Source organism: Sphingomonas oligoaromativorans (assembly GCF_011762195.1).
Classification (GTDB): Bacteria; Pseudomonadota; Alphaproteobacteria; order Sphingomonadales; family Sphingomonadaceae; genus Solisphingomonas; species Solisphingomonas oligoaromativorans.
This window is the reverse complement of the sequence record NZ_JAASQK010000003.1, coordinates 55,846-72,788: the sequence shown is the minus strand read 5'-3', so window position 1 is coordinate 72,788 and position 16,943 is coordinate 55,846. Positions and strand designations below refer to the sequence as shown.

General features: G+C 70.4%; 13 protein-coding genes and 1 tRNA gene. 3 read left to right on the top strand and 11 right to left on the bottom strand.

What is annotated here, in order from left to right:
- Nucleotides 1–16: 16 nt before the first annotated feature.
- Nucleotides 17–2,686: a phosphoenolpyruvate carboxylase gene (ppc, locus tag FHS98_RS06685; protein ID WP_167101965.1), complete on the top strand. Its 2,670-nt coding sequence runs from the start codon at nucleotides 17–19 to the stop codon at nucleotides 2,684–2,686.
- Nucleotides 2,687–2,692: 6 nt separating this feature from the next.
- Here the strand turns inward: ppc and FHS98_RS06680 are convergent, their stop codons facing one another.
- The 9 genes from FHS98_RS06680 to cuyA form a co-directional block, all read right to left on the bottom strand.
- Complete coding sequence (locus tag FHS98_RS06680; RefSeq protein WP_167101962.1) at nucleotides 2,693–4,036, bottom strand: sensor histidine kinase; 1,344 nt, start codon at nucleotides 4,034–4,036, stop codon at nucleotides 2,693–2,695.
- Complete coding sequence (locus FHS98_RS06675) at nucleotides 4,029–4,751, bottom strand: response regulator (RefSeq protein WP_167101959.1); 723 nt, start codon at nucleotides 4,749–4,751, stop codon at nucleotides 4,029–4,031. Before FHS98_RS06675 ends, FHS98_RS06680 begins: the two co-directional genes overlap by 8 nt.
- On the bottom strand, nucleotides 4,748–5,416 hold the full coding sequence (locus tag FHS98_RS06670; protein WP_243847896.1) for an EF-hand domain-containing protein: 669 nt from the start codon (nucleotides 5,414–5,416) through the stop codon (nucleotides 4,748–4,750). The genes FHS98_RS06675 and FHS98_RS06670 overlap by 4 nt, the downstream gene beginning before the upstream one ends.
- Nucleotides 5,416–6,624: an ABC transporter permease gene (locus FHS98_RS06665; protein WP_167102965.1), complete on the bottom strand. Its 1,209-nt coding sequence runs from the start codon at nucleotides 6,622–6,624 to the stop codon at nucleotides 5,416–5,418. Before FHS98_RS06665 ends, FHS98_RS06670 begins: the two co-directional genes overlap by 1 nt.
- 50 nt (nucleotides 6,625–6,674) lie before the next feature.
- Nucleotides 6,675–7,373, bottom strand: coding sequence for an ATP-binding cassette domain-containing protein (locus FHS98_RS06660; protein ID WP_167101956.1), 699 nt, complete (start codon nucleotides 7,371–7,373; stop codon nucleotides 6,675–6,677).
- Nucleotides 7,374–7,381: 8 nt separating this feature from the next.
- Nucleotides 7,382–8,722 carry an efflux RND transporter periplasmic adaptor subunit gene (locus FHS98_RS06655; RefSeq protein WP_167101953.1) on the bottom strand — a complete coding sequence of 447 codons (1,341 nt, stop codon included), beginning with the start codon at nucleotides 8,720–8,722 and terminating at the stop codon, nucleotides 7,382–7,384.
- 1 nt (nucleotide 8,723) lies between these two features.
- Nucleotides 8,724–10,286 carry an efflux transporter outer membrane subunit gene (locus FHS98_RS06650; RefSeq protein WP_243847895.1) on the bottom strand — a complete coding sequence of 521 codons (1,563 nt, stop codon included), beginning with the start codon at nucleotides 10,284–10,286 and terminating at the stop codon, nucleotides 8,724–8,726.
- 135 nt (nucleotides 10,287–10,421) lie between these two features.
- Nucleotides 10,422–11,108, bottom strand: coding sequence for a cysteate racemase (cuyB, locus tag FHS98_RS06645; RefSeq protein WP_167101947.1), 687 nt, complete (start codon nucleotides 11,106–11,108; stop codon nucleotides 10,422–10,424).
- A complete protein-coding gene (cuyA, locus tag FHS98_RS06640) occupies nucleotides 11,105–12,118 on the bottom strand; it encodes a D-cysteate sulfo-lyase (RefSeq protein WP_167101944.1) in 1,014 nt (337 codons plus the stop codon). Before cuyA ends, cuyB begins: the two co-directional genes overlap by 4 nt.
- 215 nt (nucleotides 12,119–12,333) lie before the next feature.
- Between cuyA and FHS98_RS06635 the strand changes: the two genes are divergently transcribed.
- Both FHS98_RS06635 and FHS98_RS06630 read left to right on the top strand, forming a co-directional pair.
- Nucleotides 12,334–14,835: a DegT/DnrJ/EryC1/StrS family aminotransferase gene (locus tag FHS98_RS06635; RefSeq protein WP_167101941.1), complete on the top strand. Its 2,502-nt coding sequence runs from the start codon at nucleotides 12,334–12,336 to the stop codon at nucleotides 14,833–14,835.
- Nucleotides 14,832–15,866, top strand: coding sequence for a glycosyltransferase family 2 protein (locus tag FHS98_RS06630; RefSeq protein ID WP_167101938.1), 1,035 nt, complete (start codon nucleotides 14,832–14,834; stop codon nucleotides 15,864–15,866). Before FHS98_RS06635 ends, FHS98_RS06630 begins: the two co-directional genes overlap by 4 nt.
- 62 nt (nucleotides 15,867–15,928) lie before the next feature.
- Here FHS98_RS06630 and FHS98_RS06625 read toward each other — a convergent pair.
- Nucleotides 15,929–16,015, bottom strand: a tRNA-Leu gene (locus tag FHS98_RS06625).
- Nucleotides 16,016–16,110: 95 nt separating this feature from the next.
- Complete coding sequence (locus tag FHS98_RS06620; protein WP_167101935.1) at nucleotides 16,111–16,866, bottom strand: MJ0042-type zinc finger domain-containing protein; 756 nt, start codon at nucleotides 16,864–16,866, stop codon at nucleotides 16,111–16,113.
- Between the last annotated feature and the right edge of the window lie 77 nt (nucleotides 16,867–16,943).

Sequence of the window (16,943 nt, the reverse complement as noted above, 5' to 3'; positions counted from 1 at the left end):
TGCAGCACCCCCCGCCATGGCCACGACCTTCCCGATCACGCAAAACCCTGATGTCCGTTTCCTCGGCAAGCTGCTGGGGGATGTGATCCGCACGCATGGCGGCGACGCGCTGTTCCGGCGCATCGAATATATCCGCTCCGTCTCGGTGGACCGCGCGCGCGGCATCGCCGGCGCCGAGGCGATCGACACCGGGCTCGACGCGCTGACGCTCGACGATACGCTCGCCTTCGTGCGCGGCTTCATGCTGTTCTCGATGCTCGCCAACCTCGCCGAGGACCGGCAGGGCGTCGCCGCCGAACCCGATGCCGACGTGGCGCGCACGCTTACCCGCCTCGATCGGCAGGGCATCGGCCGCGACAAGGTGCTGGCGCTGCTCGAACATTCGCTGCTCGTCCCCGTGCTCACCGCGCATCCGACCGAGGTGCGGCGCAAGAGCATGATCGATCATCGCAACCACATCGCCGAGCTGATGCAGCTCAAGGATACGGGCGCGCTGGAGACGGAAGACGGCGATCTGATCGAAGAGTCGATCATCCGCCAGATCGCGCTGCTCTGGCAGACGCGGACGCTGCGCCGCGAGCGCCTCTATGTGGTCGACGAGATCGACACGGCGCTCGCCTATCTGCGCGACGTGCTGCTGCCGACCCTGCCGGCGCTCTATGCGCGCTGGGATCGGGCGCTGGGCGAGCACACCCCCTCCTTCCTGCGGCTCGGCAACTGGATCGGCGGCGATCGCGACGGCAATCCCAATGTCGGCGCGGATTCGCTGAACCATGTCCTCGCCCGCTCGGCCGAGGCTGTGATCGGCCATTATCTCGACGAGATCCACGCGCTCGGCGCCGAGCTCTCGATCTCGACCGAGCTGGCGCCGGTGAGCGAGGCGCTGGTCGCACTGGCCGACGCCGCGCACGATCCGGGCCGCGCGCGGGGCGACGAGCCCTATCGCCGCGCGCTGACCGGCATCTATGCGCGCCTCGCCGCGACCTATGCCGAGATCGTCGGCCATGCCCCGCCCCGCCCCGCCCGCGTCGAGGCGGAAGCCTATCCCGATCCGCAGGCGCTGCGCCACGATCTCTCGATCCTCGCCGGGGAGCTGGGCCAGGAGGGCGGCGGAGCGCTCGCCCGCCTGATCCGCGCGATCGACATCTTCGGCTTCCATCTCGCCGCGCTCGACCTGCGCCAGAATGCCGACGTCCACGAACGTGTCGTCGCCGAGCTGCTCAAGGTGGCGGGCGTCGAGGCGGACTATCTCGCGCTCGACGAACAGGCGCGCGTCGCCCTGCTGCGCCGCGAACTCGCCCATGCCCGCCCGCTGTCGAGCCCGTGGGGCGACTATTCGGACGAGGCGCGTTCCGAACTCGCCATCCTGCGCGCGGCCGCCGAGGCGCACCGGCGCTACGGCCCGGCCTCGATCGGCATCTATAACATCTCCAAGTCCGAAAGCGTGTCGGACATGCTGGAGGTCCACACGCTGCTCAAGGAGGTCGGCCTCTATCGGCCCGCCGCCAACGAGGGCGAGGCGCCGCACGCCGCGATCATGGCCGTCCCGCTGTTCGAGACGATCGGCGACCTCGAAAACGCCCCGAGCGTGATGGCCGACTGGCTGGCGCTGCCCGAGATCGCGCTGCTCACCCGCGCGCGCGGGCATCAGGAGGTGATGGTCGGCTATTCGGACTCGAACAAGGACGGGGGCTATCTCACCTCGGTCTGGTCGCTGCATCAGGCGAGCCGGGCGCTGGCCCCGGTGTTCGCCAAGGCCGGCGTGCGGATGCAGCTCTTCCACGGCCGCGGCGGGGCGGTCGGGCGCGGCGGCGGCTCCTCCTTCGCGGCGATCCAGGCGCAGCCGCCGGGCACCGTCAACGGTCGCATCCGCATCACCGAGCAGGGCGAGGTGATCGCCGCCAAATATGGCACGCGCGATTCCGCCGCGGTGAATCTCGAGGCGATGGCGTCGGCCACCCTCCTCGCCTCGCTGGAGGCGCCCAAGCTCCCGAACGCGGACTATGAGCGTTTCGCGGGCGCCATGGCGACGATCTCGGGCACGGCGTTCAAGACCTATCGCGACCTCGTCTATGGCGACGATGCTTTCCGCACCTTCTTCCGCCAGATCACGCCGCTGCCGGAGATTTCCGGCCTCAAGATCGGCTCCCGCCCCGCCAGCCGCACCAAGAGCGACCGGATCGAGGATCTGCGCGCGATTCCGTGGGTCTTCTCCTGGGCGCAGGCGCGGATCATGCTGCCGGGCTGGTACGGCGTCGGCCGCGCGCTCTCCGACTTCCCCGACATGGGCCTGCTGCGCGAGATGCTGGACGGCTGGCCCTTCCTCGCCGCCACGCTCGCCAACATGGAGATGGTGCTGGCGAAATCGGACATGAAGATCGCCGCGCACTACCTTCCGCTCGTCGAGGACAAGGCGGCAGGCGAGGCGATCTTCGGCCGCATCCGCGACGGCTGGGAACGCTCGCACGACGCGCTGCTGGCGGTCACGCGGCAGACGCGGCTGCTGGAGAAGCTTCCCGCGCTCGACAGCTCGATCCGCCTGCGCCTGCCCTATATCGAGCCGCTCAACCTGCTCCAGGTCGAGCTGCTCAAGCGGCATCGCGCGGGCGAGACCGACCCGCGCATCCGCGAGGGCATCGAGCTGTCGATCAACGCGATCGCGACGGCACTCCGCAACAGCGGCTGACGCCGCTCAGGCGGCGGCGGGCAGGTCCACCGTCACGGCCAGCCCGCCGCCGTCACGATTCCCGGCATGGATCGTGCCGCCATGCGCCTGCGCGATCGAGCGCGCGATGGCGAGGCCGAGACCGAGGCCCCCGGTCGAGCGGCTGCGCGACGGGTCGCGGCGCTCGAACGGCTCGAACATCCGCTCCAGTTCCTCCTCGGGGATGCCCGGCCCGCGATCCGCGACGGTCAGCCGCGCGCGATCGATGTCGCGCTCGACGATCAGCTCGGCGCCGCCGCCATATTGCACGGCATTGTCGATGAGATTCTGGATCAGCCGCTCCAGCGCCGAGCGGTCCCCGCTCACCACCGCGCGCTCGATCATCGCGATCGAGACGGGCGAGCCGGTATCGCTCGCCTCGCCCGCCAGCCGGCGCGCCAGCGCCGCGAGATCGACCGGATGGCGCTCGCCCGTTCCCGCGTCGCCGCGCAGGAAGCCGATCGTCGCCGTCACCATCTGGCGCATCTGCTCGATATCGGCCTGCACCGGCACGCGGATCTTGTCCGGCGCGCCCTCGATGCGGAAGGCGATGCGCGCCATCGGCGTGCGCAGATCGTGCGCGATCGCGCCGATCATCGCGGTGCGCTCGCGCAGATGGGCGTGGAGGCGCGCGTGCATCTCGTTCAGCGCCTGCGCGGTCAGGCGCAGTTCGGACGGCCCCTCGACCGGCACGGGCGGCGCGTCGCGATCATGGCCGAGCCGCTCGACCGCGCCGACGAAGCGCCGGATCGGCCGCGTCAGCCGCCGCGCGAACAGCCAGCCGAAGGGCAGCAGCGCCAGCGCCGTCAGCCCGAACCAGATCATCGTGCGCTGCTGCCACACGGTGATGCCCGCCTTGGGCGGCGTCCTCAGCACGCGCCAGCCGCCGGCGGGATCGCGCTCGGCGGCTTCCACCGTGTTGAAGAAATAGGGCTGGCCGTGGCGGATCGGCACGGCGCTGCTGCCCGGCTGGCGGGTGAAGGGAAACACCTCCGACTGGTCCGCCTCGAACAGCAGGCGGACATCGTCCACCGGCCGGCCGAGCTGATAGGCCAGCCGCTCGGTGATCGCCGGGTCCGAGATCATGCCGCCTTCGGCTACGGGCTCGCTGTCGACATGGCGGACGGTCAGCTCGTGGACCGAGCCCGGCTCCAGCCGCAGCCGCTCGGCGATCTCGGTCATGGTGTAGAAATCCGGCCGCGGCGCCGGCAGATAGATGACCAGCAGGATCGAGACGATCTGCGCCATCACCAGCCCCGCCAGCAGCAGGACCAGCGTCTGCCAGAAGATCGGCAGCGACCCGAAGCGCAGGCTGGCCCGGCGTTCAGCCATCCTCGGGCCTCAGCGCGAGCATATAGCCTTCGTTGCGGATGGTGCGGATCGGATCACCCGGCCCGAGCTTCTTGCGCAGCCGGCTGATGGTGACGTCGATCGCGCGATCGAACACGTCGGCGTCCGATCCCTTGGCCAGCTCGATCAGCGTGTCGCGCGAGAGGACTCGCTGCGGCCGGTCGAGGAAGGCGGTGAGCACGCGGAACTCCGCATCGGTGAGCGGCGCGTCGGGATAGCCGGTGCGATAGAGGGTCCGCTCGACCAGATCGAGCGACCAGTCCCCGAAGCGACGGCGCGGCGTCGCGCCGCCGCCGAGATCGGTCGTCACCTCGTCCGGGCGGGACGTCCGCCGGAGCAGCGCGCGCACGCGGGCGAGCAGCTCGCGCGGGTTGCAGGGCTTGGCGAGATAGTCGTCCGCGCCGACTTCGAGGCCGACGATGCGGTCCACGTCTTCGCCCATGGCGGAGAGCATGATGACGGGCGTCCGGTCCTTCCCCCGCATCCGGCGCAGCACCGACAGCCCGTCCTCGCCCGGCATCATCAGATCGAGGATCACGCAGTCGAAGCGCTGGCGGGCGAGCGCCGCGTCCATGCCCTCGGCGTCGGCGGCGGTCTCGACCTCGAGATGATGGTCGCGCAGGAAGCCTGCGATCAGGTCTCGCAGATCGGAATCGTCGTCGACGACCAGCAGGCGGGGCGGGGTGAGATCGTTCATCGCTTCTTCCTATCGGCCTCGGCGCGGCAGGCGTCGATATCCTTCTGCGCCGGCGAGCGGGGCAGCGTGTCATAGGTCAGAGTGCCGCGCCCCGTCGGATCGAGCAGCGGGAAGCGACGGGACGCCACCTCCGCCAGCTCGGCGCGGGAGACGCCGCGATTGAGATCGAGGTCGGCCGAGACGATCGGCTGCGGGATGTTGAGCGACGCCCAGATGCCCGCGCCATAGGGCGCCTCATAATCGGCGCGCCGGCGGGCGGCGGCCTTGGCCTCGTGCTTCTGTTTGCCTGTGCGGGGGCGCTTGTCCTGCCCGCGCTGGTAAAGCTTGATCTCGGGCGCGAGCGTGTTTTCGTAGAACGACATCTCCTCGGGATCGATCTCGCCCGAATGATCGCGGTCCAGCACGGTGAAATAGCGGTCCGCATCGGCCAGGAACTCGGCGAGGGTCAGCCTCCCATCATGATCGGCATCGGCGGCGGTGAACCAGGCCTTCATCGGGTCCGTCTGCCCGTCGGTGCGGAAGGGCTGGCCCATCGGCGCGATATAGGTGCGCGCGAAGGGCGGCCCGCAGCCGGCCGCAGCCCCCGTGACGACGATGTCGGACGGCGGCGGAGCAGGCGGAGGCGCTGCGTCCTGCGCCGCCGCGAGCAAGGCGAGGAGCAGCATCATTCGTGGCGCAGCGCGTCGATCGGGTTGAGCGAGGCCGCGCGGCGCGCCGGGAAATAGCCGAACACCACGCCGATCAGGCCCGAGAAGACGAAGGCCACGAGGTTGGTCCACGGATCGAACACGAACGGCACATCGAGCAGCTTCGACAAGCCGATCGAGGCGAACAGCGCCAGCACCAGCCCGATCAGCCCGCCGATGCAGGAGAGCACCACAGCCTCGACGAGGAATTGCAGCATCACCTCGCGCGCGACCGCGCCGATGGCGAGGCGGATGCCGATCTCACGCGTCCGCTCGGTGACGGACACCAGCATGATGTTCATGATCCCGATCCCGCCGACCAGCAGCGAGATCGCCGCCACCGCGCTGACGATCGCGGTCAGCACGCCGGTGATGCCGGACAGCGTGTCGGCGATCTGGCGATTGTCGAACACGGTGAAGTCGTCGACCTTGCCGCCGCTGATGTTGCGCCGCTCGCGCATGAGCGCGGTGATCGACTGCTGGACGTCGGCACTGTCATAAGCGGGGTCCGCGGCGACGATGATCGCGCGAATGTCGCGGTTGCCGGTGAAGCGGCGCTGAACCGCCTTGATCGGCATCACCACCGTGTCGTCCGCATCCTGCCCGAAGCCGCCCTGCCCGCGCGTATCGAGCACGCCGATCACCTCGCAACTGATATTGCCGAGGCGCAGGTTCGAGCCGACCGGCTCGTCCCGCGGATAGAGATTGGTCTTCACCGTGTTGCCGATGAGGCAGACCGACTTGCCCGCCTCCTGCTCCGTTTCGCTGAAACGGCGGCCTTCGGCGAGCTTCCAGTTCTCCGCGTCGAGATAGTCGTTGCTGGTGCCGTTGACCGTGGTGGACCAGTTGGCGGCGTTGTGGATCGCGGTGACCGAGGCCTGCGCCTGCGGGGCGACGGCGGTGACGCCCGACACCTGCGCCCGCAGCGCATCGAGATCCTCGGGCTTGAAGGGCGGCGGCGCCTCTCCGCCTCCGCCGCGCCCGTTGCCCTGCCCCGGCAGGATGGCGAGCACGTTGGCGCCGAGGTTCGACACCTGATCGTGGACCGACTTGGCCGCGCCATTGCCGAGCGTCACCATCGTCACCACCGCGAACACGCCGATGACGATGCCGAGCACGGTGAGGAAGGAGCGCATCAGATGCCGCCGGATCGCCCGGATCGCGAGCAGCATGGTGGTGCCGAGCAATCGCGTCGGGGAGATATGGCCGGGCGGCGGCGGGGCGTCGTGATCGAGGCTCATGCCGCCGCCTTCCGCTCGATCGTCTCGACGAGGCCGTCGCGGAAATGGACGATGGTGCGGGCATAGGCGGCCATCTCCGCCTCGTGCGTCACCATCAGCACGGTGATGCCGCTCTCCTGATTCAAGCGGGTGAGGAGCTGCATGATCTCCACCGAGCGCTCCGTATCGAGATTGCCCGTCGGCTCATCGGCAAGCAGCACGTCCGGCCGCGTGACGATCGCGCGGGCGATGGCGACGCGCTGCTGCTGGCCGCCGGAGAGTTCGGCGGGCGTATGCTTGGCCCAGTCGGCCAGCCCCACCTGCTCCAGCGCGTCCATGGCGGCAGCGTGGCGCGTCCAGCGATCCTCGCCGCGATAGAGGAGCGGCAGCTCGACATTCTCCAGCGCCGTCGTGCGCGCGAGCAGGTTGAAGCCCTGGAACACGAAGCCGAGATACCGCCGCCTGAGCAGCGCGCGCTGATCTCGCCCGAGGCTCTCGACATGATGGCCGCGGAACAGGAAATGGCCGGTGGTCGGCACGTCGAGGCAGCCGAGGATGTTCATCGTCGTCGACTTGCCCGAGCCCGACGGCCCCATCACCGCCATGAAGTCGCCCGCCTCGACATCGAGGTCGACGCCCTTCAACGCCTGAAACGCCGCCGCCCCCGCGCCGAAGCGCTTGGTGACGCCGCTCAGCCGGATCAGCGGTTGGGTCACGGCGGCGCTCACTTGCCCTTCTGGGCGAGGCGACCGGTGATGACGTTCATCCCCGGCTTGAGATCGGGGCCGGCCACCGCCGTCAGCGTGCCGTTGCTGCTGCCGACGGTCACGCGGATCGCCTTGGGCTCTCCCTTGGCGTCGAGGATGTAGACAGTCTGCTGGCTGCCCCGGCCGATGTCGGCGATCTTCTCTTGTCCCGCCACGCCGAAACCGCCGCTGCCGCGCTTCGGCCCGCCAAGCTGGAACGGCCCGCCACCGCCGCTCTTCCAGCCCTCGGGCGTGAAGCGCAGCGCCGCGTTCGGCACCAGCAACGCGTTATGCAACGTCTTGGTGAGGATCGCCGCCGTCGCCGTCATGCCGGGGCGGAGCAGCGTCTCGGGGTTCGCGACGGTCAGCGAGGCGGTGTAGGCGACCACCGTGCTGGTCGAATTGGTGGTGGTGCCGGCGCTGTTGACCGTCGGCGTCGCATTGGCGCCGAGATCGATGCGCGTCACACGGCCGAGGAAGGTGCGGCCCGGATAGGCGTCCACGGTGAAGTTCGCCGCATCGCCGACCGCGACCTCGCCGACATCGGCCTCGTCCACCTTCACGTCGAGCTTCATCTGGGTCAGGTCTTCGGCGATGGTGAACAGGGTCGCGACGTTGAACTGCGCCGCCACCGTCTGCCCCGGCTCGACCTGCCGCGACAGCACCACGCCGTCGACCGGCGAATAGATCGTCGCCTTGGCGAGGTTGGTCTGGTTGGTCGAAACCTCCGCCCTGGATTGCGCGACCTGCGCCTCGGCCGATTTGAGGTTCGCCACCGCCCGCGCATAGTCTCCGCGCGCGGTATCCATCTCGGTCGCCGACGGCACCTTGCCGCCCGAGAGGCGCGCCACCTCCTGATAGCGCTTCAGCGTCGCGCCCGACTGATCGACCGTCGCCTGATTCTGAAGCACCGCCGCCTGCGCCGCGAGCAACTGCGCCTGGCTCTGCACCAGCGCATCCTTGAGGCGCGAGGTGTCGAGGCGGGCGAGCGGCTCGCCCTTGGTCACATGGTCGTTGTTCTGGACGAACACGTCGGTGACGATGCCCGATTCCTCCGAGCCGACATTGATCTGCTTGGTGGGCGTGAGGTTGCCGGTGGCCGAGACCGTGACCGCCAGATCGCCCTGTTTCGCCGCGACCGTCGAATAATGCGGCCGCTCCTTGGCGCCCGATACGCAGCGGACGACGAGCAGCAGCACCAGCACCACGCCGACCGCAATGGCGACGCGCCGCGCGATGCGGCGGCCCTTGTGCTGGCCCTCGACGCCGAGGAAGCTGTCCAGATCGGTGTCGGCGGGCGCCGCGTTGGTGTGATCCACGTCAGGGCCTTTCGGAAGGGCGGATGGCGGTGGTCTTGATCGGGGCCGGGGTCGCATTGGCGTCCGGCAGCTCGATCGCCGCGGGGGTGTAGGGGAGTGCGCTCGCCGGCATGGGTGCTGCCTGCCAGCCGCCGCCCAGCGCCTTGTAGAGCTGGACGAGCGCGGTCGCCCGGTCGGCACGCGCCTGGGCGAGGCCGTCCTGGCTGGAGAGCAGGGTCCGCTCCGAATCGAGCAGCGTCTGGAAATCGATCAGGCCGGCGCGATACTGGCTCTGCGCGAAGACATAGGCCGCATGCGAATCCTCGGCCGCCTCGCCGAGCGTCACCACCCGCCGCCTGCTGTTGGCGAGCGAGACCAGCGCATTCTCGACATCCGAAAGCGCGGTCAGCACGGCCGTGCGATATTGCGCGAGCGCGAGATCGGCCCCGCCGCGCGCATTCTCGATCTGGGCGCGGATCGCGCCGCCGTCGAAGATCGGTGCGGTCACCGCCGCAAGCAGCGTGCCGGTGGAGAAGCGGGTGATGTCGCTGATCCGCGTGCCGTTGCCGCCAAGCGAGCCGGTGAGCCGCAGCGCGGGATAGAGCTGCGCCTTGGCGACGCCGATCCGTGCGGTGGCGGCGGCCAGCGTGCGTTCGGCGGCGCGCACATCGGGCCGCTGGGCCAGCACCGCGGCGGGCACATTGGCGCCGAGCGCGCGATCCGCCACCGGCACGGGGCGCGGCGGCTGCAATGCGTCGGTGACGGCGCCGGGCGCCTGACCGATCAGGATCGACAGCGCGTTGGCCGACTGGGCGAGGCTCGTCTCCAGCGCGGGGACGGTGGCGGCGGTCTGCTCGCGCTGGGCACGCGCCTGGGCGAGATCGAGGCTGGAGACCAGCCCCGCCTTCACCCGCCAGCCGACGAGCTGGACCGTCTCGTCCTGGCTCTTCAGGTTGGCGCGCGCGATCGCCAGCCGCTCCTGCGCCGAGCGCGCGTCGACATAGTTGAGCGCCACTTCGGCGACGATGCTGCGCTGGGTGTCGCGGAGCTGCTCGGCCGCGCTCGCATAATCGCCCTTCGCCGCCTCGACTGAGCGGCGCACGCCGCCGAACAGGTCCACCTCGTAGGAGGCGTCGAGCCCGGCGTTGAACTGGTCGGAATCGCCGCCGGTCGCGAAGGAGGTGGTGCCGCCGCCGGGATTGGTGATGAGGCCGGCCGCCCCCTTGCCGAGCAGCGACGTGTGGCCGACCGACGTGTTGCCGCTGATCGACGGGAAGAGCGACGCCCGCGCGCCCTTGTAGCTCGCCCGCGCCTGCCGGAGCCGCGCGCCGGCGGCCGAGATGTCCGGGTTGGCGGCAAGCGCCTCCGTCACCAGCCGATCGAGCACGGGATCGCCGAGCGACGCCCACCAGGTCGCCAGCTCGCGCTCGCCGGGCGCCACCGCGCCGGCCGGGATGGTGGTCGAGAAACGATAGGGCACACCGAGCTTCGTCGCCGATGGCGCATGATAATCGGGGCCGACGGCGCATCCCGCCAGCGCGAGCGACAGCGCGGCCGCGGCGATACCCGCCGTGCCCCGTCGCATCTTCCCCCCATTCCCTCCGGCAACCGCCATGTCGGCTCTGTTCACCCCATGTCTTGCTTGGCGATGTCGGCGCTGCAACGTCGACCGCGCCAGTGATAGCGTTGCATCTCGCGAATGCGAAAGCCCCGATGCGGATCAGTCGGCGGCAAGATGGACCAGTTTCGCCACCAATGCCGCCGTGCTGTCGACGAGCGGCACCGGACTTTCCTCCGGCCCGAGCAACAACGGCACCTCGGTGCAGGCCGCGACGATCAGCTCCGCCCCCCGCGCCGCCAGCGCTTCCGCCTGCGCCGCCATGCCGGCCCGCGCGGCCGCGCCCGTCTCGCCGCCCTTGACGCCGTAGACCAGCGCCATGAAGCCCGGCTGATCCTCGCTCAGCAGCACCTCGAAGCCCGCCTGCGCCAGCGGCCCCTGATAGAGCCCGGCGCCCAGACACGCGTCCGCCGCCAGCAGCCCGATCGTCCGCGCGCCGGGGTGATCGCGGCGGATCGCCTCCACCGTGGCGTCGATCATCGAGACGAGCGGGACGGAAGCCGCCGCGCGGATCTCTCCGGCCCAGGCATGGGCGGAGTTGCAGGCGATGGCGAGCATCTCCGCCCCCTGCGCCTCCAGCCCGCGCGCCATGGCGGCAAGCGCAGGCCCCGGCGAAGGCCCCTCGCCCGCGATGGCGCGGTTGCGATCGGGCACCGCCGGGTTGCTGTCGACCAGCAGGTGAAGGTGGCCGGCATCGCCCTGCGCCGGCGTCGCCGCGATGATCCGGCCCATCAGGTCGACAGTCGCCGCCGGCCCCATGCCACCCAGAATGCCGATGGCGCGGCTCACGCGAGCGGCACGCCCTTGGCCAGCGCCGGGCGATAGGCATAGAGCGCGGGCGATCCGCCGGTGTGGACGAAGAGGATGTTATCGCCCTTCTTCCAGCGCCCTTCGCGCACCTGCCCGATCAGCCCGGCCATCGCCTTGCCGGTATAGACCGGATCGAGCAGCACGCCCTCCCGCCCGGCGAGCATCCTGACCGCCTCGATCATGGTATCGGTGGGGATGGCATAGCCCTCGCCCACCCAGCGATCGTCCACCGCCACCTTGCCGGCCACCACCGACGCGTCGTGGCCGAGCAGCCCGGCCGTGCGCAGCGCCAGCCCCTCGACCAGCGCGGTCTGCTCGGCCACGGCGCGGCGGACGCTGACACCGGTCAGCGGCATCTGCGAGCGCGCCGCCTCCAGCCCGACGAGCAGGCCGGCATGAGTCCCCGCGCTGCCGCTGGCGCAGACCACCGCGTCGAACGCCACGCCCATATCGGCCGACTGCGCCACGATCTCGCCCGCGCAGGCGACATAGCCAAGCGCGCCCAGCGGATTGGAGCCGCCGCCGGGGATGACATAGGGCTTGCGGCCTTCCGCCTTCAGGCCTTCCGCGATCCGCGCCATGCCGGCCGCGAGATCGGTGCCGGCGGGCACCACCTCGATCGATTCCACGCCGAGCAGATCGAACAGGAAATGGTTGCCGCTGGCATCGGAATCGAAGCTGCCGGGGATGCGCTCCTCGATCAGCAGGCGGCACTTCAGCCCCTCCTTCACGGCGGCGGCGGCGGTCAGCCGGCAATGATTCGACTGCGGCGCCCCGGTGGTGACGAGCGTATCGGCGCCTTGCGCCAGCGCGTCCGCCACCAGAAACTCCAGCTTGCGCGTCTTGTTGCCGCCCGCCGACAGGCCGAGCTGATCGTCGCGCTTGATCCAGATCGTCGGCCCGCCGAGCGCCTCGCTGAGCCGGTCCAGCCGCTCGATCGCGGTCATGCCGGGCGTGTAACGGCGGCGGGGAAAGCGGGCGATGCTCATGCGATACTCCGAGAGAAACCGGGGTTTGCAATGGCATGGCGCGCCTGTCCGCGAACGGCAAGCCCGTCTCATCCTTTTACGGGGGTGATTTTACCCCCCCGAAACGGGACAGCATACACGCTTCCTTAGGAGGCTTACGACAAGGGTGCGGATGGTGTCGCCTGGCGATCACCCCTAACGCCGATATCTGTCATCTTCTCTTGCGGACTGACGCCATGGACCTGCCCCTGATCCGGCCCAACCCTCCCAAGCTCAGCCAGCTCACCGCCGGGCTGGAAGCGATCGAGGCCTCCGGCACCTTCAGCAACAACGGCCCCGTCGCGCGCCGCTTCGAGCACGAGGCGACGCAGGTGCTGTTCGGCGGACGCGGCGCCTGCCTCGCGGTCGCCAACGCCACGCTGGGGCTGATGCTGGCGCTGCGCCTCGCGCGGATCGGGCAGGAGGAGGAACGCCAGCTCGCCCTCCTCCCCGCCTTCACCTTCGCCGCCACCGGCCATGCCGCGATCTGGGCCGGGCTCACTCCGTTGCTCGCCGATTGCGACCCAGACGACTGGGCGCTCTGCCCGCGCGCCGAGGAGCGCCTGCTCGCCGAGCATGGCCGCCGCATCTCGGCGATCGTCCCTTATGCCACCTTCGGCAATTCGATCGACCTCGAACGCTATGCCTGGCTATCGCGCCGGCATGACGTCGCGATCGTGGTGGATGCCGCCGCCTCGCTCGGCTCGCTCGACGCCGAAGGGCGCGGCTTCGGCACCGATTGCCCCTTCCCGGTCGTCTATTCGATGCACGCGACCAAGACCTTCTCGACCTCGGAAGGCGGGCTCATCCACTGCTCGGACCCGGCCACGATCGAGACGCTGCGCGCCATGGCCAATTTCGGCTTCGAGACCGGCCGCGCCGCCACCCTGCCGGGGATCAACGCCAAGCTCGCCGAGGTCTCCGCGCTGATCGCCGAGGCCAAGCTCGGCGAGATCGGCAGGATCGCCGCCCACCGCGAGGCGCTGGCCGAACGATACCGTGAACGCCTCGTCGCCTTCTCGCTCCAGAAGCCGCGGGGCCATGCCCAGGCGATGCAGTTCATGGCGGTGTTGCTGCCGCGCGCGCTGGCGCCGCATCGGGCGCGGATCATCGCCATGCTCGCCGACAAGAGCATCGGCGCCGGCACCTATTTCAGCCCGCATCTGGGCGAGCAGCCTTATTTCCGCGAAGCCTGCGTGCTCGACGCGCTGCCCGTCACCGACGATATCGCGGCGCGGATGCTGGTGCTCCCCGTCACCGACAATATGACGATGGCGGATGTCGATCGCGTGTCGGACGCGCTGATCGCGATCTGCGACACGCTGCCCCGCACGCTCCCCACCATCGCCGCGACGCCGCGCGACCGCGTGCTGGGCGCGGTGGTGGTCGGCGGCGGGCCGGGCGGCACGGCGCTGCTCTGCGCGGCGGGCAAGGCCGGGCGGCTCGACGCGCTGGCGCAGGCCGGGATCGCCATCCTCGACCGGGGCGAGGCGATCGGCTCGGGCGAACTCGGCCGCTATGCCATCACCTCGGACAGCACGGCCGAGACCTTCCTCACCGCCGACAACGCGCTGCCCGCCGGGCTCGGCATCGCGGACGAAGCCGTCGGCCGCGCCATCGCCGAGCATAAGGGCGCGCTCGGCGTGCCGTTGCCCAAGGTGGGCGCCTATCTCGACCGTCTCGGCACGGTACTCGGCCAGCGGCTGCGCGCGCTCGGCGGGGATATCCTGAGCGGCCATGAAGTCGTCTCGGCACAACAGACCGCCGACGGCCTGTGGCGCACCCGCGCGCGCCGCATCGCCGACGGAGGCTCGATCGAGCTGCTTTCGCGCAGCCTGATCGTCGCCACCGGCGGGCACCAGCCGCCGATCCGGCTGGTCGAGCAGAAGGTCGCCGGCGCCTCGCTGGTCGAGCGCTGCGGCGACCGGCTGATCCAGTCCGGCACGCTGCTGGCCGAGGGCGGCCTCGAAACCATCCGCGAGCGGCTGCCGCGGGATCGCCCGGCGCGCATCGCCATCGTCGGCGGATCGACCAGCGCGGTCACCGCCGCCGTCCGCCTGCTCAAGGCGAGCCCGGCGCTGCCGCTGGGGCCGCAGTCGGTCACGCTGCTGCACCGCAGGCCGCTGCGCCCCTTCTATCCTTCGGCCGAATCCGCGCGGGCGGACGGCTATGCCGATTTCGGCCCGAACGACATCTGCCCGATCTCGGGGTTCGTCTATCGCCTCGCCGGCTTCCGGCTGGAGGCTCGCGAGGCGGTGATCCACGCGCTCGGCATCGGCGGGCGCACCGGCGATCCGCGCCTGCGCCTCCACCAGCTCTCCGGCGAGGAGGACGAGGCCGCCGCCGCGATCCTCGACGAAGCCGATCTCGTGGTGGCGGCGCTCGGCTATCAGCCGCACGCCCTGCCCCTCATCGACGCGCGCGGCCGCGCCATCCGCCTGCGCTGCGAAGGGCCGGTGCGCGGGCCGATGGTCGACGATCTCTGCCGCGTGGTGGATACCGACGCGATGCCGGTGCCCGGCGTCTACGGCATCGGGCTCGCGGCCGGCTTCGTCCCGCGCGGCAAGCTCGGCGGCGAGGCGAGCTTCCGGGGGCAGGCCAATGGCCTGTGGCTCTGGCAGAATGACGTCGGCCAGCTTATCGTCGATCAGATCCTGTCGTCCTGTCCGGCCCATGCCGCGGAGCGTGCCCTGGGATGAGTCTCGAATATCCGGCGGTCAGCGTCATCATGGCCGCCTATAATGGCGCGGCGTTCATCAGGGACACCATAGACAGCGTCTTTGCCCAGACCATGGCGGACTTCGAGATCGTCGTCGTCGACGACCGCTCGAAGGACGATACGCCGGCCGTGCTGGCGGCGATCGGCGACCCGCGCCTGCGCGTGTTCCAGGCCGAGCGGAACGGCGGCCCCGCCGTCGCGCGGACGATCGCGATGGGCCATGCGCGCGGCCGCTTCATCGCCGGGCTCGATCAGGACGATCTCTGCCGCCCCGATCGCTTCGCGGTGCAGCTCGCTTATCTGGACGCGCATCCCGGCATCGCGCTGGTCGGTTCCGCGATCGAGCCATTCTGCGGCGAGCGCGTGCGCCCCGGCCCCTTCCCCGATCTGGTCGAGCCCGAGCGGATCGACTGGATGATGACGATGCTCAATCCCATCGCCTGGTCGACCGTGATGATGCGGGGCGAGGTGGCGCGGGCGCTCGATCCGTTCGAGCGCGACGAGTATCGCTTCGCCGAGGATTTCGATCTCTATCGCCGCGTCCGCGCCCACGGACGGATCGGACGGATCGCCGAGCCCTTGGTCCGCTATCGCCTCCATCCCGGCGGCGCGTCGCAACGCCATGAGGAAGGGATGATCGCCTCGGCCGCGCGGGTGCTGCTCGAACGCTATGAGCCGCTGTTCGGGGATGGAGCCCTCGACTCCGCGCTGCTGATGAGCCGCTACGCCAGCGCGCGTCACGCCCCGCCCGACGCGCTGGTGCTCCAGCGTTGCGGCGCGGTGATGGAGCATCTGCTCGCGACGCAGGACGCGCTGCCGGCCGAGGAAGCGCTGGAAAGCGCCTCGCGGCTCTGGTGGCGGATGGCGCGGACGGGCCTGCGCGCGGGAAGTTACGGTTTGCCGGCCCTGCTGCGCGCGCAACCGCGTTTCGCCCATAGGCGCGGCGCGCGGGGGCGCTCGATCGGAGATGCAGCCATCGGCGCGGCCCGGATGCTCCGCTGGCGCCGCTGACCCCCATCCCGGCATGGAATGGGGTTCCCCCGCCAGGGGTTGATCCAGCTCTGTCTGTAAGATGGTGCGGTCGAGAAGACTCGAACTTCCACGGCCTTTCGGCCACAGCGACCTCAACGCTGCGCGTCTACCAATTCCGCCACGACCGCACGTCGTCTTGCCCGCCAGAAGAACCCGGCGGCCGGTAGGCGGGTGCCTCTAGCAGGGGCTTTCGGACCACGCAATGCACTTTGTTGCGCTTTTTTCAGTGGTCGCTCGTGCCCGCGAAACTGAGGTTCAGCGCCTTCGATCCGCGCGGAACGTCCACCTCCGCGCTGTCGAAGTCGGCCGAGCCCTTGGGGGCGAGCGCGCGCACCGGGGCGTTGATCGTCCAGCCATAGACGACGCGCCCCTGCCCGTCGCGGAGTTCGGCCCGGATGTCGGGCACCGGCTGGCGCACGTCGGTGGGGTTCACGATCCGTCCCGACACGGCGAACAGCTCGTTGCCGGTCGCCAGCGTCCGCCGCTCGGGCTTGCGCACCACCTGGAGCATCAGCGGGCTTTCCGTCCCCTTGCCCGTCAGGCCGGCGAACAGGCGCGGGCCGGCCCAGGCCACCGCCATGGCGGCCGCGACCAGCACCACCGCGATCACCACGGCGAGGATGGTCATCCGGCGCGCCGGATTGCGGCGCGGGCGGAAGGGCGGCTCGGGCGCATAGGGATCGGCCGCGTCGGCCGCCGGCTGGCGGACATGGGCGAAGGCCTCGGGCGGCGGAGGCGCCGTCTCGATCCCCGTCGGCGGCGCGGCCATGGCGCGCGCGGGCTCGGGCGGCGGCATCGGAATCTCGCCCTGCACCGGCTCCGATATCGCGAGCGGCGGAGGCGGCGCGGCATCGATGGGCGCCGGCTCCTGGAACCAGCTATGGCGACACGAAGCGCAGCGCACCTGGCGCCCGTTCACGCCGACCGCGCTGTCGGGCACCAGATAGCGGGTGCCGCACGCCGGGCAGGTCAAGATCATGCCTTTGTCGTCCGGCCTTTCTCACGCCGTATCAGAGGATCGCACCGGTCTAGGACGCAAGGCCGCCAACTGGCAAG